Here is an 18,090-nt window from a genome sequence, read left to right as displayed (position 1 = left end):
ATCATCGTCTCACCAGCGCTGATGCGCCGCCCGTACGCTTCCGGTCACCGCAACGGACCGGTGCCGCCGTGGCACCGCGGTCAGATCCTGAGGGAGCATCGATGGCGCGATCCCGCCGTACGCCCGGCAGTCTCCGCGGCCGGCGCAGGACGACAACTGCCGTGCTGGTCACGGCACTTGTCCTGAGCGGCGCCCTCGCCCCGCCTCCTGCCACGGCGGCCGGCCGCCCCGGCCCCGCGGTCACCGCCGCCGCACACGGCGCGCCGTCGTTCCGCACCACCGACATCCCGATGAAGGACGGCACCGTCCTCAAGGCCCATGTCTTCACCCCCGCCCCCGGCACGCCCGGCGCCGACCGGAAGGGCCGCTACCCGCTGGTCGTCCAGCCGGCCAGCTGGGGGCAGAACGACCTGGAGTACGTCGCCCAGGGCAGGCAACTGGCCGCCGACGGCTACGTCGCCGTGACGTACACGGTCCGCGGTTTCTGGCGCTCCGGGGGCCAGGTCGACGTCGGAGGGCCCAAGGACGTCGCCGATGTGTCCTCGGTCATCGACTGGGCCCTCGCCCACACCCCCGCCGACCGCCGGCGCATCGGCATGGTGGGGCTCTCCCTGGGCGGGGGCCTGACCCTCCTGGGCGCCGCCTTCGACCCGCGGATCAAGGCGGTCGCGGCGATGAGCGGCTGGGCGGACCTGACCGACTCCCTCTACGGCGGGCAGACCCGGCACCTCCAGGCGGCGGCTCTGCTCACCGCCATCCAGACGCCCACCGGCCGCCGGAGCCCGGAGTTCGCCCGGATCCTGGCGGACCTCTTTGCCGACCGCGACCTGCCCGATGTCGTCGCGTGGGCGCACACCAGGTCCCCGGCCACGTACGTCGACCGGATCAACGCCCACGGCACGGCCGTCTTCCTCGCCAACGCCTGGGGCGACAGCATCTTCAACCCCAGCCAGATGACGGCCTTCTACCAGCGGCTGAGCGGCCCCAAGCGGCTCGAACTGCGCCCCGGAGACCACGCCACACAGGAGCTGACCAGCCTGCTGGGGCTGGACAACGCCACCTGGGCGAGCGCCCGCCACTGGCTCGACCAGCACCTCAAGGCCACCACCGGCAGTGAGGCCCCCCGGCGGCCGGTGGAACTGGAGGTCCGCCCGAGCGGCACGCACGAGAGCTACCCGGACTGGCAGGCCGTCAGCACGCGGACCGCGCAACTGCGGATGGGCGGCCCGGACCCCCGCGGCACCGGCACGCTCGGCGGGACAGCGGGTCCCGGGTGGCACCAGCAGGTCGTCGGCGGCACGGATTCCGGCGCCGACGGCGGCATCCCCGAACTGTCCGGCCTGCTCGACCAGCTCGCCGCCCTGCCCCCGACCGTCCTCGTCCCGCTGCTGCCGCGCCGGTCAGCGGCCGTGTGGCAGTCGGCGCCCTACCAAACGGTGCAACACCTGCGCGGCGCCGCGCGGTTGCACACGACGGTCACCGCCTCCACCTCGCGCGGCACGGCGTTCGCCTACCTCTACGACGTCAACGCCCTCGGCGTCGGCAAGCTGATCTCGCACGCCCCGCAGAGTTGGTCGAACCGCACGCCGGGACGTGCCTTCCCGCTGGACCTCCCGCTCTACACCACCGCCTACGACCTGCCCGCCGGACACCGGCTGGCGCTGGTCGTGGACACCAAGGACCCCCTGTACGGCGGCCGTAGCCCACGGGGAAGCCAGGTCTCGTTCAGCTCCACCACGGCCGACCCGTCCGAACTGACGCTGCCCCTGCGCTGACCCACACCCCTCGGCGCCGCCCCGGCCCGCCGCGGTCCCTTCCCGGGGCCGCGCAGGTCACCGTGTTCCTAGGCGCTCGTTTCCGGTCGCGTGGCGGACGCGGCTGCGACGGCCGTAGCCAGTGGGTCGCGGGCCGGGCGGCCGAGAAGGTCTGCGAGGTCGGGGGTGGTGCCGTCCAGGAAACCGTGGCGGATTCCGGTGGCGATCGAGGCGAGCATGGGCGGTTGGAACGACAGCAGCCCCGGCGTCTCCTCCAGGAGCCTGCGCCGGTACTCGCCCAGGTCGATGGTGCGGTGCGGGACCCCGAGCCGGTCGGCCACCTGACCCGCCGTGATCGGCGTGCCGACGAGGTCGTGGACGCGCCCGCTGTGTCGTGCCGGATCCGCCGCAACGAGCGCCGCGGCATCGGCGAGATCCTCCCGCGCGACCGCGGCCAGGGCGCCGTCCCCGAACGCGGATTCCACGCCGTTCCCGGCCCACCTCAGCAGGCCGCCGAAGAGTTCGGCGTACAGGCCGTTGCGCAGGATCGTCCACGGCAATCCGCTGGCCTGCACAAGGCGTTCGGTCGCCCGGTGCGCGAGCGCGAAGCCGAGGTGGTCGCCGGCGGTGGTGAGACTCGTGTAGACGACGTGGCGAACGCCGTCGCGGACGGCGGCGTCCAGGACCGCCGCGTGCCGCCCGACGACCTGGTCGTCCTCGGCATAACCGGCGGAGACCAGCACCAGGGTCGACACCTCGGCGAGATCGAGGCTCGTAGGGTCGTCGAAGTCGAGACGCCGCATCCCCGCACCCGGCATGCGGCTGCCGCCCGTCGCGGCGACGCCGCGGGCGCGCAGCGCCGCAAGGGTGGCCGAGCCGAGGTTTCCGTTTGCTCCGGTCACCAAGATCATGTCAATCGCCGTCTTCCGTCGTGGTTCTCATCGGTAACTAGGCTTGATCCTTGATCGCACGCCCGCCGGCCACAAGAAGGCAGTTCCATGTCACTCACGCACACCGGAGTAACCGCCCCCGCCGACCTCGATCCCTGCGGACGCGAGGACCACCCCGACTGCGGCATCCGCGACGTCCTGGACCGCATCGGCGACAAATGGTCGGTGCTCGTGATCGTTGAACTTGCGAGCGGGCCGCGCCGGTTCCGCGCACTGCAGCGCGCCATCGACGGCATTTCCCAGCGCATGCTCACCCTGACCGTGCGCAGGCTCGAACGCGACGGCCTCGTGCTGCGCACCGTCTACCCGACCGTCCCGGCCCAGGTCGACTACCGCCTGACCGAGACCGGGGCCGGCCTGACCCACCTGGTCAAGGCGCTCGCCGACTGGTCGCTGGCTCACCGTTCCGCCATCGCCGAGGCGCGGCACGCGTACGACCGGACCCACCCCGACCACGACATCCGCTGAGCACAGCACGCGGTGGGCGTGCCCGGTCCGTCAGCTCAAGGACGCCTCGGAGGCGACGACGACTCCGTACAGGTCAGCGATCGTTGCGAGCGCGCTGTGGTGGAGCTGTTCCGCGGACACGTCGGCCACCACGGTCTGCAGCGGCCGGGTCGCGCAGGCGTCGGCGACCACTGTCGGCTGGTTGCCGCGCAGGAACGCCCCTTCCGCGGTGAAGGTCACGCACATGTTGGTCATGAACCCGGCGATGATGACGTTCTTGTGGCCGGCGGCGTCGAGGTGTTCACCCAGGTCGGTGCCGACAAACGCGTTGGGGGCGGCCGTCTTCACCACGACGGGTTCGCCCTCGACGGGAGCCACCCGGGGGTGGATCCGGCCGATCTCGGCCCGGATGTCGTACGGGCTGCCCGCACCGCCGTCGTTCATGACGTGGATGACCTTCGTGCCGGCCTTCCGGGCCCTGGCCAGCAGCGCGGCGGCGGCGTCGAGGGCGGATTCCCATCCCGTCAGCTCCAACACGCCGCTGGTGTAGGTGTTCTGGTAGTCGATCAGGATCAGCGTCGCATCGGCCGGCGAGGCGGGGGTCCGGTCGAGGCCGTTGAGCTCACGCAGGGTCGTCGTAGCCATGGAAGTGCCCTCCTGGGGCGTGGAGTTGAAAGGTGAGGGCCGCCGCGCGGTGGCTGTGCTGAGAACGCTACGACCCACCAGAGGTGTCGGCAATGTCGTCTAACATGCAGATACAGACATCCGCAGATACAGACATCGCGTCGCGGGCGGTGGCGCCCCGTCGGTGCCGACCGGGCGGGCCGGGGAGGGGCGGACACCACATGAGCACCGTCAAGCGACTGGTGGTCGTCGTTCTCTTCGACGGCGTCGACCTGCTGGATGTCACCGGGCCCCCGGAAGTGTTCGCGCTGCTGCAGCGCGAGGTGGACGAGGCGACGGGCTACCAGGTCGTACTGGCCGCCGAGACCCTGGCCCCCGTCACCACCTCGGCGGGGGTGCGCGTCCTCCCCGACACCACCCTCCGGGAGGTGTCCACGAGGCGCATCGACACCCTGCTGGTGCCCGGCGCGGTCGAAGTCGACAGCCGGCGCCGCGTGCGTGCCCTCACCGACCCCGCAGTCGTCGCCTGGGTGCGGACACTCGCCGGCAGGGCGCGACGCGTCGCCTCGGTCTGTGTGGGAGCGCACCTTCTCGCGGAGGCAGGGCTGCTGGACGGCAAGCGCGCCACCACCCACTGGTCCACCGCGCGGCAACTCGCGGCCGCTCACCCGTCGATCGAGGTCGACGCGGATCCGATCTTCATTCGCGATCACAACGTGTGGACCGGCGCGGGGATCAGCGCCTGCCTCGACCTGTCGCTCGCCCTGGTCGCCGACGACTTCGGCGAACCCGTCGCCCTGCGGGTCGCCCGGCAGCTCGTGATGTATCTGAAACGGCCGGGCGGGCAGAGCCAATTCAGCGTTCCGCTCGAACCCGTCTCGACGACGCGACGGGTCGAGGATCTCCGCCACTACATCACGCGGAACATCACCACACCGCTCACGGTCGCCGACCTCGCCACTCAGGCCCACGTGAGCGAACGGCAACTCACCCGGATCTTCAAGACCGAACTCGGCATGACGCCGGCCGCGTACCTCGAATCGGCCCGCGTCGAAGTGGCACGCCACCACCTCGAATCCACCGATGAAACCCTCGATCGCATCGCGTCGTCCTGCGGCTTCCAGACGATCGACACCTTGATCCGTGCCTTCCGCCGGAGACTCGACACGACCCCCACGGAATACCGCAACCGATTCCGGCACTCCCGCGAGGGCGGTGGAGGCCGCGGCGACCGTACCCCGCCGCCCGCCGTCCGGGCGGCGGACCCCATCGGCCCGGTCGCCTGAGGCAAGCGGCCGGCGCGCACCTCGCGGCCCGCCTCCGCGTCAGGCCGGCCCGCCTCCTCGCCTGCCCGGGCGGTCACCGTCGGGCCTCTTCGGCGGTCGGTTCCCATGTCTGCTGCTTGAGGGCCATCCGCGCGGCCGGGGCCCGGCCGGGGACGGTGGCCCAGTACGGGTGCGTGGTGATCCGTACCGACAGCCGCTGCAGCGTGCGCCGCAGCACCGTGGTCCGGGAGGGATTCTCCTCCTGTGCGAGCTGCCGGTAGGCGGCGTACCAGTCGCGCTGGGCCTTGAGGAGATCGTCGGGGAAGGCATAGGAAGTCACCACTGAATTGCATCACGCGTTCGAATTGCGGTGCAGCACACGTACGGGTGAAACCGACGCTGAGTGCGTGCGCGCAAGGGGGCGGAGTCGGGCGCAAGCTGGAGGTAAAGGGGCTTATGTCGCGAATTGGACGACGAGGGCGTGGTGAGGGACGAGATGAGCACGAGGGTGAACCTGCCCGAGGTGGTGTCGCGCGAGGAGTGGCTCGCCGCCCGCAAGGAGCTGCTGGCCAAGGAGAAGGAGCTCACCCGGGCGCGCGACCGGGTCAACGCCGAACGGCGACGGCTGCCGATGGTCCGCGTCGACAAGCCGTACACCTTTGACGGCCCGCACGGGAAGGTGGGCCTGCTGGACCTGTTCGACGGGCGGCCCCAGCTGGTCATGCACCACTTCATGTGGCTCTTCGACATCGACGCCGACGGCGCCGAGCACCCTCGCCCGACCGGCTGCCCCAGCTGCTCGTCCGCGGCCGACGGCATCGGCAACCTGCGCCAACTGCACGTCCGCAACACGACGCTGGTCGCGGTGACGCGGGCGCCGTACGCGACGCTCGCCGCGTTCCGGGCGCGGATGGGATGGACCTTCCCCTGGTACTCGTCGGAGGGCAGCGACTTCAACTACGACTTCCACGCGACCGTCGACGAACGGGTCGCGCCGGTGCAGATCTTCCACCGCACCGAGTCCGAGCTGGCCGAGGCCGGAACGCCGTGGTCGGAGAGCATGCGCGGCGACTGGCCCGGCATCAGCGCATTCCTGCGCGTCGGGGACGAGGTCTTCCACACCTACTCCACGTTCGGCCGCGGCATCGAGGAGTTCCACAACGGCTACCCCTACCTCGACCTCACCGCGCTCGGCCGCCAGGAGGCGTGGGAGGAGCCGACGGGCCGCGCGGTCCCGCTCGGTCTGCACGTCGGCGGCCCCGCCATGCGCCTCCCCGACGCATACGACGCCTGACCACGCACCGGCCACGCCCGCCCGGCAGGTGGCCCCCTCTTCCGGTGGCGGCGTGCCCAGTACCCTTGCACGGTGACGATGCACGAGAGCGTCGATGTGAGCGTTGACGCGATGCTGGAAGACCTCAGGACCCTCGTCGAGATCGAGTCCCCCTCGCGCGACCGGGACGCGTTGCGGGCATCGGCCACCGCGGTCGCCGCCGTCATTGAGAGCCGCCTCGGCGGGCAGGCCGTCCTCGTCGAGAGCGAAGCCGGACCGCACGTCCACTGGTCGGCCGGCGGCGCTCCCGCCGTGCTGATCCTCGGTCACCACGACACGGTGTTTCCGCTCGGCACCCTTGAACGCCGCCCGTTCAAGGTCGCGGACGGGAAGGCGACCGGCCCCGGGGTCTTCGACATGCTCGGCGGTCTGGTGCAGGCCATCCACGGCTTGGCGGCGCTCGACGACCGGTCCGGCGTCGAGATCCTGGTGACCGCCGACGAAGAGGTCGGCTCCCGCTCCTCCCGGGCCCTCATCGAGGAACGGGCCCTGGCCTGCGGCGCCGTGCTCGTGTTCGAGGGAGCCGCCGAGGGCGGAGCCCTGAAGACCGGCCGCAAGGGCTGCGGCACGTTCGAGGTCTCCGTCGCGGGCCGGGCGTCACACGCCGGGCTGGAGCCCGCCGCCGGGGTCAACGCCCTGATCGAGGCAGCGCACCAGGTGCTGGACATCGCCGCACTCGGCCGCCCCGACCTCGGCACGACCGTCACCCCGACCGTCGCGTCCGCGGGAACCCTGGACAACGTGGTGCCCGCGGAGGCGACCGTCATCGTTGACGTCCGGGTCGAGTCGGCCGACGAGAAGGAGCGCATCGAAGCCGCCTTCGCGGCACTGGCTCCCCATCTGGACGAGGCGGAGATCACGGTTCAGGGAGCGGTCGGCCGGCCCCCGATGCCCGAGTCGGCGGCGGCCGGGCTGTTCGCGGTGGCGCAGCGACTGCTTCCCGGCATCGAAGGCAGGGCGGTCGGCGGCGGCAGCGACGGCAATTTCACCGCCGCACTCGGGGTGCCGACGCTCGACGGCCTCGGAGCGGTCGGGGGCGGTGCGCACGCCGACCACGAGTACCTGGTGATCGGTGCCATGGCCGAGCGGGCGAACCTCGTGGCCGGCCTGGTGAGGGCGATTCAGCAGGCGTAGTGGAACAGGAGCCGGGCGGGTGAAAAGTCAACCCGCGGGCAAATGTGCCGTGTACTGCGCTTTTGTCGGAAGCGCAAGGTCAGGAGAGCACCTAGACTCGCCGGATGGCGAAGTACTTCGACGTGCACCCCGAGAACCCGCAGCGCCGCACCATCAGCACGGTGGCCGACAGCATCCGCTCCGGCGCGCTCATCGCGTATCCGACGGACTCCTGCTTCGCACTCGGATGCCAGCTGGGCAGTCGCGACGGCATCGATCGCATCCGGTCGATCCGGAACCTCGACGACCGTCACCACTTCACGCTGGTATGCGAGAACTTCGCCCAGCTGGGTCAGTTCGTGCAGATCGACAACGATGTGTTCCGCGCGATCAAGGCGGCCACGCCCGGCAGTTACACGTTCATCCTCCCCGCGACGCGGGAGGTGCCGCGCAAGCTGCTGCACCCGAAGAAGAAGACGGTCGGCGTACGGATCCCCGACCACGTCGTGGCCCAGGCCCTGCTGGCCGAGCTCGGTGAGCCGCTGCTCTCCAGCACGCTGCTGCTGCCGGACGAGGAAGAGCCGCTGACGCAGGGCTGGGAGATCAAGGAACGGCTCGACCACGTGGTGGACGCCGTGGTCGACTCCGGCGAGTGCGGCACCGAGCCGACCACCGTGATCGACTTCTCCGGCGGCGCGCCCGAGATCGTACGCCGGGGGGCCGGCGACGCCACGCGCTTCGAGTAGCCGCCGCGCGCTACTCATCCGACGGCGAACACCGCCCGCAGGTGCTTGCCGTTCACGAGCGCGGCGACGCCCAGCAGGACGAGCCCGCACACGCCCTGTTCGATCTTCAGCCACAGCGGGAAGGCGCCGGGCACCGCGAGGATGACGGCTATGGCCACCAGCATCACGCCCGAAAGGATCCGCAGGCGGCGATACGCCCGCCGGGATCCGCGGGCGGTGCGGACGGCGGAGACGAACATCAGCAGGGCACTGGCGACGACGATGACCACCCGCACCCATACGGCGTCGGTCACCAGTGCCGCGTCGCCGCGGAGCAGGACGATCGCGACGAGGGTGAGGACGCTGATGCCGAGGTGGCAGCCGACGAGCAGCTTCGTGGCCCGGAACGCCGTCAGGCTGCGCGGCTGGTGCAGGTTCTCCTCGGCTGTCACAGCTCCTCCTCGGTGGTGTCCCGGTGCCCTGGTGCCCCGCTGTCGGCCTCCTTCGCGGACCGACGTTCCCAGCATCGGTCCCGTCCGCCGTCGTCTCGTCGACCGTGCGGACGAGACGCCTCGCGGCCGGCCTCAGGGGTCCGTCGGGGTGGGCCCGTAGTGGGAGGGACAGCCGTGGCCGCCACCACCTCGGCCTCGCGCTCGGCACCAAGCTCCTGCCCGAGGCGGGCTTCCCGCGCGGCCGGTGGTCAGCCCACGACGGAACGGGCGACGCGGAACCCCACGTCATCGACCTGGAAGGTCGGATGGCTGCGGCGACGCGCCGAGGCCCGGCAACTCCAGTGCTCGTCGAACCAGCCGCCGCCCCGCAGCACCCGGTAACTGCCGTAGACCGCGGGGTCGTAGACGTCCCAGCACCAGTCCCAGACGTTGCCGAGCATGTCGTAGAGGCCCCACACGTTGGGACGCTTGCCGGCCACCTCGTGGAGGCGCTCCTGCGAGTTGCCGCGGTACCACGCGATCTCGTCGAGCGGCCCGTAATGCGGTCCGGTCGTACCGGCGCGGCAGGCGTGCTCCCACTCGGCCTCGGTCGGCAGCCGGTACCCGTCGGCCGTGGCGTCCCAGGTGATGCCGGCGCCCTCGGAGTCGAGGGCGGCATCGAGCCGGTAGGCGGGCGCGAGCCCCTCGCTCCGGGACAGTGCGTTGCAGAACCGGACCGCGTCCCACCAGGAGACGCCCTCGACGGGCAGCCGGTCCCCCCGCACGGTGCCCGGACGCAGGCCGGTGATCTGCGCGTACAGCGCCTGGGTCACCGGGTACGCGGCGAGCCGGAAGGGCGCGAGCTCGACCGGCCAACTGCGCCGCGTCCGGCGGTCGGACAGGGTGACCCGTCCCGGCGGGATGGCGACCATCCGGTGTGCTGTGCGGGTGTCCATGATCAGGAAACCCTACGACATCGGCGCCGGGCACTCGCTAGCGTTCGCCTCATGTCTGTTACGCGCGCAGTCGAGGCCGTCGCCACCATGCCGCCCATGGCGTCCTCGGAGTACCACGTCGTGGCGACCGGGATAGCGGAGCGGCTCGCGGCACCGGAGCTGGACGCCCTGGAACGCTGCATCGCCGACGCGTCGGACCCGCAGCGCGGCTTCAACGCGCTCTACGTCCTGCTGGCCCGGCACCGCCGCGCCCTGGACGCCAGCCGCTTCCGGGCGCTGTACCAGCGGCATGCGGCCCGTTTCGACGGGGTGCCGATGCGCGCCGTCCTGGACTCCGACATGGCGATGCTGGAACAGGCCGGGCCCGACCTGGTGACCGCGCTGCGCCACGCGGAGACGGCGCTGGCCGCCTACCCGGGCAATCTGGCGCTGGTCGCCCATCACGCCCGCATCCTGGCGGAGTACGCGTGGAGCGGGGGAGAGGTCGGACGGGAGGATCTCGCCTCGGCCGTCCGCCGGATGGAGCGGGCCATCGAAACGGCCCCCGAGCGCCCGCGCTTCCGTGCCGTGCATGCCCAACTCACGGGATTATTGGGGGACTTCGACCTCGCGCTCGCCTCCATCCAGCGCGCCCTCGATCTGGAGGACTCCGAGCAGACCGGGTATGCGATGCGGGTCGTCGAGTACCACCGGATCAGGGCGGACATCACGCTGCACCGCGAGGCGACGGCCATCCGGGCCCGCCTGGAGGAGGCCACCACGCAGGTCGCCGACACCCTCCAGGAGCGGCTGGACAAGGCCGTCGCCGACGTCGGGCAGCAGGCGAGGACCGAGCTCGGGAAGGTCAGGGCGGAGACGCTCGGCACGCTGGGGCTGCTCGCGGCCGTCATCGCCTTCATCGTCACCACCACGCAGATCGCCGACCGGCAGCCCGTCGACGCGGCACTGCGCCTGCTCACCGGCTGCGCCGGCATGCTCTCCCTCGTCTTCTCCGCATTCGCCGCCGTCTTCGGAGTGGCCCGCCCGACCCGGCTGATCCTGCCCGCACTCCTGGGCGGCGGGCTGCTGCTGGTCGCCTTCCTGACCTGAAGATTCCTGATACCTGACGCATCGTCATCGGACCGGCTCGTTACGGGGCGTCGATGCGCGCACCCCTCACTCCTTGGGGGCGGTGCGGGGCTCGGGCCGCGCGTGGCGGCCCTCCAAGCAGATCAACCGCCCTGCCGTGCAGCGAAGTTGATCAAGTTTGGTAGGCAACTGATCCCCGCGCTCGTACGTCTGATGTGAAGAGTCGACACAATCCCCCCACAACTTCATAAGGAGCCTCCGCATGCGCAAAACCCTCGCCGGCGCCGCCGCAGCCCTCACGGTGTGCGCCGTCCTCACCACCCCCACCCCCACACATGCCGCCACCCTCATCACCGCCGGCACCGGGTGGAAAATCGCCACGCAGCTGGGCGTCACCTCGATTTCCCCCAGCCGGACGTACACCATCACGTTCGCCACCGAGACCCTGCGGAAGCGCTACACCCCGCTCCTCGCCCCGGCCGTTCCCCAGATCAACGCGGCCGGCATCCATCTCAAGATCGGTGGGGTCGAGACGGTGAACCCCGCGAAGTGCGGTCCCGCTTACCACGTGCAGATCATCGAGATCTACCGGCCCATGGGCCGCGCCGGCTTCAGTCAGGCCATGCCCTGCCCCAACCCGGCCGGCGGAGTCGGCATCGGCGGGATGGTCGCCTACGACTCCGAGTACTGGACCGGCTACCCCATCGAGCCGTACAAGCTGCGGAACACACTCGTTCACGAGCCGCTGCACGCCCTCGGCCTCGATCACCCCAACCGCCTGGACGCGGCCGGCCAGGCCGTCCCGTACGGCTGCGTGGCCACCAGCTACGGCAACACCCCGATCATGTGCAGCCCCAACGGCGGCTACAAGACCGCCACCGGCATGGGTCACCTCACCGGCTACGACATCAACGGATTAAGGGCCTTACTCGCCAACGCCAAGGCCCAGGGCATCAAGTAGGCGTGTTCGCACTTGTCAGTCAGCTGCCGCTGACCCGCCGTACGCCGCGTTCGGCGATCGCCCGGTCGGACGCACGGATTGTTGTGGCGCGGCCGATCGGGGTACCTCGCCTGGGAGTGCGGGAGAGCGCGCCGTGCGCAATTGCCTCTCCTGGGTACCCGGAGCCGAAGGAGTCGCTGTGCAGTTCGGTGTGTCGACGTTCCTCACCGATCAGCTCGTCGACGTCATGGAACGCGTCACATGAGCCGGCCGGGTGCGCAGTGCCGCGCATGACGAGCGGGCAGGCCCGGGAGCGCTTCGCGCAGGCCCGGATCGCCCGGCTCGCGACCGTTGACGTCGACGGCCGGCCGCACCTGGTCCCGGTGGTGTTCGCCCTCACCGGTGACACCGTGGTCTTCGCCGTGGACCACAAGCCGAAACGGTCGGACCGGCTGAAGCGGCTGGCCAACATCCGGGCGCACCCCGAGGTCTGCGTCCTCGTCGACGGCTACGACGAGGACTGGGGCCGCCTGTGGTGGGCGCGGGCGGACGGGACAGCCGTCGTGCTGCCACCGCCGGACGGCTCACCGGCGGCCGCGCGCCACGTCCGCCTGCTGGTGGACAAGTACCGGCAGCAGTACGCCGCGTGCCCGCCGGAAGGGCCGGTGGTGGAGATCACGGTGGGTCGCTGGTCCGGGTGGCACGCCACCTGAGGGGCTCCGTGCGCGGGCAGGTCCGCCGGGTGCGTGCGCCCACACCGCCCGGGCCCCGGGGGCGGGGCGCCGGGCGGCTGCGGTCAGATCTCAGGGCTCCGGGAGCCGGGGGTCAGCCGGCCGTGGCGACGCCCTTGAGGAAGCCCATGCTGGGGATGAAGAAGTATTCGCCTCCCCTCATGTGCACGGCCTGCTGCAGGCTCAGGGTGATCTTCTTCGTGGAGCCGTACTTCTCGGGCCACTGCTGCGGGATTTCCGTGCCCTGACCGACGACGGGGTCCAGACCGGTCTTCGGCTGCGCCTGGACGAAATCGGGGTTGTTGATCCACGACGCCTGCATGAATTCGAACTGGCGCTTGATGTCCTTCTGGACGCACAGGAACAGCAGGCCGACCTTGCCGTTGCTCTCGAAGCTGATCGCCCGGCGGGAGATACGACGGGTGCGCTCGTCCTTCAGCGTGCCGCCGAGCCGCTTGGTGTCTCCGCGCGGGTTCGCCTTCCGGATGTGTGCCTGGAAGGGGCACTTCAGCCCGTCGGTATCGGCGTCGAAGTTGAAGTTGTTCGGAATTCCCTTGTCGGTGCCTTCCGGCGTTGCCTTCTCCGAGACCGGGAATCCGTCCGGGAAGCGCCCCACCATGTACGCGCCCGCCAGCTCACGGTCGGCGTGGTTGGGCTCGGTCCGCCCGTCCGCCTTGGCGAGGGCCTTGGCCAGCTCGTGGCGGTCCCGGTTGAACCGGTCGACGTCCTGTTCGAGCTTGCGGTACACCAGGAAGGTCCCGTACCCGGTCGTCGCGTCGCCGCCGGGGTCCTTGACCAGGGCGAGCTTGAGCGGCGCGGCCGGGTTCCAGTTGGTGGTCTGCTCCCGGGCGATGTCCTTGGCGAAGTACAGCGGGTCGCTGACCCCGTCGGCGAAGCCGAAGTGCTCGTGGACGGGGCCGTTCTCCCCGCGCCGCAGGGCCTTGCCGACCTCCACGTGCACGACCTTGCCGGACGTGAGCGAGGTGGTGATGGCCTTGGCCTCGGTGGCGACCTTGCCGGGGTCGTCGTCCGCGATGATGACGAGTGCGTGCATCTCCGCGGTGTTGAACGGCGCTTCCCATTTCTCTCTGGGAGGGTCGGCGAGTGCCTCTACCGCGCCGGCGGCACCGCCGCGGAACGTTTCGTCGTCGGGTCTCTTGCTGCTGAGGTCCAGGACGTCGTACCCCTTCGACGACAGCATGACGTTGATGAAGATGCTGCTGGGCTGCTTGGCCAGCTCGGTGCTGAGGTACGCCTCGGGGTCGTCCTTGCTCTCCGAGGCCGCGAAGATGCCGGCTCGGGTGCGGGAGTCGTCCCACTGCTTGAGCGCGGAGGTCACCTTGTTCTTCGCCAGCTCGGCGAGCCAGGTCCTGGCCTCCTTCTTCTTCGCGGCGTCAAAGGTGATGAAGAGGTGCTGGCTGTGGTCCCGGCCGTGGCTCTTGAGGATGTTCCCCTGGATGTCACCGAGAAGGGCCTTCTCTTCCTCGGAGAGCTTCCCGTTCGGATCCTTGGGTCCGAAACCGTTTTCCGTATCGAAGTCGATGGCCATTGATTGCTCCGTTCCTACGGGGGCGAATGGGCGGCAGTGCCGCGCCTTCTTCGTCCCCGGGTGCGGATAGCTCGCCACGCGGGCCACCTCCAGATCCCCCGTACGTCCGTGCGATTCATCCATATGGCGACGTCATATGCTCCGAAAAAGGTGCCTTGGGCAAGGGTATTGCGGGGCTCCTGACGGGCCGCCGGTCGGGCCGGACGTACCGAAGCCTGACGGGTCGTGAAGTGTGCGGCGGGGGCCGCGATGGGTGCCTTTTCCGCGTTCGCCGCCCTCGCGGAGGTATCGGCCGGCCTGTGGCTGCCGTCGGCCCGTCAGGTGCCCCTCCCAGGACCTCGATCACCCCCGCGACCTCACGTTTTCCTGTCCTGGCTGGTTATGATCGGCTCCCCCCACGGCCTCACCGATGCCGGACCGGCGCCTTCCGTTCCCCTGACGGAATGGCCGACCCGTTATTGGTCTTCTGTTCCCCTCTCCGCCCACGAGGACTGATGACTGCCACAGCCCCTGAAGGCCCCCCGCCCGAAGGCCCAAGAGAGCCCGCGAAGAGACGCCGACGGAGCGTCATACGCCTGCGCACCCTGCTGGTCTGGCTCGCGGTGGTGCCCACCGTGGCGATGGGCGCCCAGGTCGTCGTCACCGCCGACCGGCTGCTCCAGCAGTCCGCGCACCTGCGCGCCGATGTGGCCGACGGTGAGCGGGTCGGCCGGCCGCTGTACGAACTCATGGCCGACCTGCAGGCCGAGCGCAGCACGACCGCCGCGCGCTGGGCCGGCTCGCCGGTGCCGAAGGGCGAGCTGAGCCGTCGGCGCGCGGCCACGGACCGCGGCGTCGCCGCGTTCCGGCGCGCGGCCGACTCCGCGGACGCGCGTGCGGACGACCGCGTCGACGGCTACGTCAGCGCGGTGGAAAAGGAGCTCGAAGGGCTGGACGCCTACCGCGAGCGCACCGACGCCCGCAGCGGCAGCGCCGACCGGGCCACCGGCTACTACAGCGGTGTGATCGAGCGGATGCTCCGCGTCTTCCAAGAGTTCAGCAACATGGACGACGCGACGGTCACCCAGCAGAGCCGGCCGGTGGTCGCCCTGGTCGAGGCGTCGGAGGTGCTCGCCCGCGAGGACACCCTCCTCGCCTCCGCGGGGCCGGCCGGAAAGCTGAGCACCGCCCGGTTCGCCGAGCTCACCAACGCCGTGGGTGCCCACCGGTTCCTGTTCGGCACGACGGTCGTTCCCTACCTGCCCGAGAACGGCCGGCAGGGCTACGCCCGGATCGCCGCCTCGGACGCCTGGAAGACCAAGACCCGCATCGAGGACGCGGTACTGGCCGACCATCACGACATCCCGGGCGGGATCGCGTTGCCCGGCGCCGTGCACGGCTGGCCGGCGATGTACGGCAAGCTCGTCCCGCAGCTGTCCGCGCTCGACGCCGAGCAGCTGCGCGGGGTCATCGAGGCCGCCGACACCACCGCCGACGAACTGGAGACCCAGGTCTTCTGGCTGGTCGCGGGCAGCGGCGCCGGCCTGCTCCTCGTCGTGGCCGTCGTGGTGTTCACCACGCGCACGGTGCTGCGCCGCATGGCCAACCTGCACCGGCGCACGGTGACCGTCGCCCAGAAGACCCTGCCGGACATTGTGGAGCGGCTGCAGCGCGGGCAGCGCATCGACCCCGACGCGCTGCCGGAGCGGAGCCGGGACCGGGACGAGGTCGGCCGGATCAGCGACGCGTTCGCCCGGGCCGTCTCGGTGTCCGTCGAGGGATACCGGCAGCTCGCCGACGAACGCCAGGGCTTCGGCATGTTCGCCGCGGGCATCGCGTCCCGCACCGGGAACCTGGTCAGCCGTCAGCTGAGCCTGACCGAGGACCTCCAGGACACCTTCGGCCATGACGAAGCGCTGCTCGCCCAGCTGATGAAGTCCGACCAGCTGACGGTGGGTATGCGCCGGCAGATCGAGAACCTGCTCATCCTCGCCGGCGGTGAGGTCCCCGACCCGCACACCGAGCCCATGCGCGTCGCGGACGTGCTGCGCGAGGCCGCCGCCGAGGTCGAGGAATTCCGGCGGATCGAGCGGGTCGCGCTCGACGAGGTCAGTGTGGAACCGCGGGTGATCAGCGCGATCAGCCACCTGCTCGCCGAGCTGCTGGACAACGCGACGCGGTTCTCCCCGCCGGCCTCCAGGGTGTCCATCCGCGCCGAGCTCGTCACGGACGGGCTGTCGGTGGAGATCGAGGACCGCGGGCCGCGGGTGGCCCCCGAGCGCTACGAGGAGATGAACGGACGGCTGCACGCCGCTCCGCCGTACGCCGTGCTGGCGGAGAACGCCCACCGGCTCGGCCTCTTCGTGGTCGGTCACCTCGCCGACCAGCTCGGGGCCAGGGTCACCCTGCGGCGCTCGACGTACGGCGGGACGGCGGCCATCGTGATCCTCCCCGAGGAGCACCTGATCCGTACCGAAGAGCGGTCCGAGGGCGGTGCGGAACCCCGCGTCCCCGCGCCGCAGCGCCCGGCCGAGCGCAAGCCCGAACTCCTCCTCACCGCGCGCGCTGCCGCGCCGGCCGATCCCGCGCCGGCCGATCCCGTGCCGGCCGGCGCCGGCCTGCCCCGCCGCCGGCCGGCCGAGGCGCCGGCGGCCCCGACCACGCCCGGCGAGAAGTCCGCCCTGCCGCCGTTGCCGGAGCGCGTACCGCAGACCCACCTCGCCAAGCAGCTCCGCGAGCAGCGCACGCCGGAACCGGCCGACGAGGACACCGCGACGCCCGAAGAGGTGGCCGACGCCTGGGCGGACTACGAGCAGGGCACCGAGACAGTGGAAACAGAGCTTCGACAGGACCAGCCATGACGACGAACGACATGATCTACAGCATTCTGGACAGCCACCTGAGCAGGATCGCCGGCATCGAAGGTGCCGTGCTGCTCTCCAACGACGGCATCAAGCTCAGCGCCTACCTGCTGGAACGGGACCAGGCGGAGCGGATAGCCGCGGCGTCCTCCGGCATCGCGGCCACCATGAAGGCGATCTCCCGGGAGGTCGGCGGCGGCCGGGTGATCCGCCAGCTGGTGGAGATGAACGACCGTTACCTCTGCATCGTCGGGTGCGGCGAGGGCAGCACGCTGATCGTCGTCACCTCGCGCAAGGCCCGGCTCGGGGAGCTGGGCGGTGAGGTGGTACGGGCCTCGCAGGCGCTCGGTGAATGGCTCGGCACCCCGGAGCGGGCGCCGGCGCCCAAGCCGTCATGACGGCCGATCAACCGCCGGTCAGGCCGCGCCGCCCGCGGTTGTACGCCCTCACCGACGGGCGGACGGCCGCGCCGTGCACCGTCCTGACCATGGACACCCTGATCACGGCGACGGTCGCGGCGGACGCCGACGGCAGCCTGGCCACCGAATGGCAGGCCATCCTCGGCATGTGCCAGCCGCCGAACGGGCGGGCCGTCGCCGAGATCGCCGCCCGCATGCACATCCGCCTCACCCCGATGACGGTCCTTCTCAGCGAGCTGGCGGACCGCGGTTTGATCCATCACCGGCCGCCCCTCGAAGCGGCCGAAACGTCCAACGTCCACCTGCTCATGAGAATCAGGGACAACCTTGCCCGGATATGACACAGACGCCCAGGAAGAGTCCCCCGTCAAGATCCTGATCGCCGGTGGATTCGGCGTCGGCAAGACGACCTTGGTCGAAGCGATCTCGGAGATCGAGCCGCTGCGCACCGAGGAGCGGCTGACCGCCGCGGGCATCGGCGTCGACGACCTCGACGGCATCGAGTCCAAGACGGCGACGACCGTCGCGATGGACTTCGGCCGGATCACCCTCACCGACGCCGGAGTCGTCCTCTACCTGTTCGGCACGCCCGGCCAGGAACGCTTCTGGTTCATGTGGGACGACCTGCTGGCGGGGGCGCTCGGGGCGATCGTCCTGGTCGACACCCGGCGGCTGGACCGCAGCTTCCCGGCCGTCGACTTCTTCGAGAACCGCGGGCTGCCGTTCGTCATCGGCGCGAACTGCTTCGACGGCGAACAGCCCTACACCGCCGAGCAGATCAAGGCGGCGCTGCACCTGAGCGACCCGGACACGCCCATCCTCATGCTCGACGCCCGCTCCCGCGCGGACGTACGCGCCGCGCTGCTGTCGCTGCTGGACCTGCTCATCGCCGGCGCGGAAGCCGCCACCCCGGTCTGACGCCGACGGGACGGGTGGGGACCGGGG

Annotated in this window: 20 protein-coding genes; 13 read left to right on the top strand and 7 right to left on the bottom strand. The window is 70.9% G+C overall.

Annotation, left to right across the window (positions count from 1 at the left end; all coding sequences use genetic code 11):
* Positions 1–101 precede the first annotated feature (101 nt).
* Positions 102–1,775 (top strand): CocE/NonD family hydrolase, encoded by a 1,674-nt coding sequence (locus OO62_RS04540; RefSeq protein ID WP_033265870.1) that lies wholly within the window; start codon positions 102–104, stop codon positions 1,773–1,775.
* Between the two features lie 68 nt (positions 1,776–1,843).
* Here the strand turns inward: OO62_RS04540 and OO62_RS04535 are convergent, their stop codons facing one another.
* Positions 1,844–2,665: an NAD(P)H-binding protein gene (locus tag OO62_RS04535; RefSeq protein WP_033265869.1), complete on the bottom strand. Its 822-nt coding sequence runs from the start codon at positions 2,663–2,665 to the stop codon at positions 1,844–1,846.
* 87 nt (positions 2,666–2,752) lie between these two features.
* Here OO62_RS04535 and OO62_RS04530 point away from each other — a divergent pair, with 87 nt between their 5' ends.
* A complete protein-coding gene (locus OO62_RS04530) occupies positions 2,753–3,172 on the top strand; it encodes a winged helix-turn-helix transcriptional regulator (protein ID WP_033265868.1) in 420 nt (139 codons plus the stop codon).
* Positions 3,173–3,202: 30 nt separating this feature from the next.
* Here the strand turns inward: OO62_RS04530 and OO62_RS04525 are convergent, their stop codons facing one another.
* Positions 3,203–3,796, bottom strand: coding sequence for an isochorismatase family protein (locus tag OO62_RS04525; protein ID WP_033265867.1), 594 nt, complete (start codon positions 3,794–3,796; stop codon positions 3,203–3,205).
* 200 nt (positions 3,797–3,996) lie between these two features.
* Here OO62_RS04525 and OO62_RS04520 point away from each other — a divergent pair, with 200 nt between their 5' ends.
* Positions 3,997–5,061, top strand: a complete 1,065-nt coding sequence (locus OO62_RS04520) for a GlxA family transcriptional regulator (RefSeq protein WP_051732691.1) — start codon at positions 3,997–3,999, stop codon at positions 5,059–5,061.
* 73 nt (positions 5,062–5,134) lie between these two features.
* Here the strand turns inward: OO62_RS04520 and OO62_RS04515 are convergent, their stop codons facing one another.
* Positions 5,135–5,380 carry a hypothetical protein gene (locus OO62_RS04515; RefSeq protein WP_033265866.1) on the bottom strand — a complete coding sequence of 82 codons (246 nt, stop codon included), beginning with the start codon at positions 5,378–5,380 and terminating at the stop codon, positions 5,135–5,137.
* A gap of 156 nt (positions 5,381–5,536) precedes the next feature.
* Between OO62_RS04515 and OO62_RS04510 the strand changes: the two genes are divergently transcribed.
* From OO62_RS04510 to OO62_RS04500, 3 genes are all read left to right on the top strand, one after another.
* The gene (locus OO62_RS04510) at positions 5,537–6,334 is read left to right on the top strand and encodes a DUF899 domain-containing protein (RefSeq protein ID WP_033266009.1); all 798 of its coding nucleotides are present in this window, start codon (positions 5,537–5,539) and stop codon (positions 6,332–6,334) included.
* Between the two features lie 78 nt (positions 6,335–6,412).
* A complete protein-coding gene (locus OO62_RS04505) occupies positions 6,413–7,507 on the top strand; it encodes a M20 family metallopeptidase (protein ID WP_398742072.1) in 1,095 nt (364 codons plus the stop codon).
* A 104-nt stretch (positions 7,508–7,611) separates the two neighbouring features.
* On the top strand, positions 7,612–8,232 hold the full coding sequence (locus tag OO62_RS04500; protein WP_033265864.1) for an L-threonylcarbamoyladenylate synthase: 621 nt from the start codon (positions 7,612–7,614) through the stop codon (positions 8,230–8,232).
* Positions 8,233–8,246: 14 nt separating this feature from the next.
* On the opposite strand, the gene OO62_RS04495 is transcribed toward OO62_RS04500, so the two are convergent.
* Both OO62_RS04495 and OO62_RS04490 read right to left on the bottom strand, forming a co-directional pair.
* The gene (locus tag OO62_RS04495; RefSeq protein WP_033265863.1) at positions 8,247–8,663 is read right to left on the bottom strand and encodes a hypothetical protein; all 417 of its coding nucleotides are present in this window, start codon (positions 8,661–8,663) and stop codon (positions 8,247–8,249) included.
* A gap of 248 nt (positions 8,664–8,911) precedes the next feature.
* Complete coding sequence (locus tag OO62_RS04490) at positions 8,912–9,598, bottom strand: formylglycine-generating enzyme family protein (protein WP_033265862.1); 687 nt, start codon at positions 9,596–9,598, stop codon at positions 8,912–8,914.
* A 51-nt stretch (positions 9,599–9,649) separates the two neighbouring features.
* Between OO62_RS04490 and OO62_RS04485 the strand changes: the two genes are divergently transcribed.
* Positions 9,650–10,687 carry a tetratricopeptide repeat protein gene (locus tag OO62_RS04485; RefSeq protein ID WP_228332379.1) on the top strand — a complete coding sequence of 346 codons (1,038 nt, stop codon included), beginning with the start codon at positions 9,650–9,652 and terminating at the stop codon, positions 10,685–10,687.
* Between the two features lie 241 nt (positions 10,688–10,928).
* A complete protein-coding gene (locus OO62_RS04480) occupies positions 10,929–11,627 on the top strand; it encodes a zinc metalloprotease (protein WP_033265861.1) in 699 nt (232 codons plus the stop codon).
* 19 nt (positions 11,628–11,646) lie between these two features.
* Here OO62_RS04480 and OO62_RS39890 read toward each other — a convergent pair whose 3' ends face one another.
* Positions 11,647–11,898, bottom strand: a complete 252-nt coding sequence (locus tag OO62_RS39890) for a hypothetical protein (RefSeq protein ID WP_143686402.1) — start codon at positions 11,896–11,898, stop codon at positions 11,647–11,649.
* On the opposite strand from OO62_RS39890, the gene OO62_RS04475 reads away from it, so the two are divergent.
* Positions 11,897–12,319, top strand: coding sequence for a TIGR03668 family PPOX class F420-dependent oxidoreductase (locus OO62_RS04475; protein ID WP_398742069.1), 423 nt, complete (start codon positions 11,897–11,899; stop codon positions 12,317–12,319). The two genes, OO62_RS39890 and OO62_RS04475, sit on opposite strands and share 2 nt — an antisense overlap.
* Positions 12,320–12,431: 112 nt before the next feature.
* On the opposite strand, the gene OO62_RS04470 is transcribed toward OO62_RS04475, so the two are convergent.
* The gene (locus OO62_RS04470; RefSeq protein WP_033265859.1) at positions 12,432–13,886 is read right to left on the bottom strand and encodes a Dyp-type peroxidase; all 1,455 of its coding nucleotides are present in this window, start codon (positions 13,884–13,886) and stop codon (positions 12,432–12,434) included.
* 494 nt (positions 13,887–14,380) lie between these two features.
* Between OO62_RS04470 and OO62_RS04465 the strand changes: the two genes are divergently transcribed.
* Genes OO62_RS04465 through OO62_RS04450 form a run of 4 tightly spaced genes read left to right on the top strand, consistent with a single transcriptional unit; the run spans position 14,381 to position 18,063 of the window.
* The gene (locus OO62_RS04465; protein ID WP_051732689.1) at positions 14,381–16,726 is read left to right on the top strand and encodes a sensor histidine kinase; all 2,346 of its coding nucleotides are present in this window, start codon (positions 14,381–14,383) and stop codon (positions 16,724–16,726) included.
* Positions 16,723–17,124 carry a roadblock/LC7 domain-containing protein gene (locus OO62_RS04460; RefSeq protein WP_033265857.1) on the top strand — a complete coding sequence of 134 codons (402 nt, stop codon included), beginning with the start codon at positions 16,723–16,725 and terminating at the stop codon, positions 17,122–17,124. The genes OO62_RS04465 and OO62_RS04460 overlap by 4 nt, the downstream gene beginning before the upstream one ends.
* Positions 17,079–17,486 carry a DUF742 domain-containing protein gene (locus OO62_RS04455; RefSeq protein WP_078617012.1) on the top strand — a complete coding sequence of 136 codons (408 nt, stop codon included), beginning with the start codon at positions 17,079–17,081 and terminating at the stop codon, positions 17,484–17,486. Before OO62_RS04460 ends, OO62_RS04455 begins: the two co-directional genes overlap by 46 nt.
* Entirely contained in the window at positions 17,473–18,063 is a 591-nt protein-coding gene (locus OO62_RS04450; protein WP_033265855.1) for a GTP-binding protein, read from the top strand. The genes OO62_RS04455 and OO62_RS04450 overlap by 14 nt, the downstream gene beginning before the upstream one ends.
* Positions 18,064–18,090 lie beyond the last annotated feature (27 nt).

Source organism: Streptomyces lydicus (assembly GCF_000717345.1).
Classification (GTDB): domain Bacteria; phylum Actinomycetota; class Actinomycetes; order Streptomycetales; family Streptomycetaceae; genus Streptomyces; species Streptomyces lydicus.
This window is presented reverse-complemented; position numbering and strand designations above follow the sequence as displayed.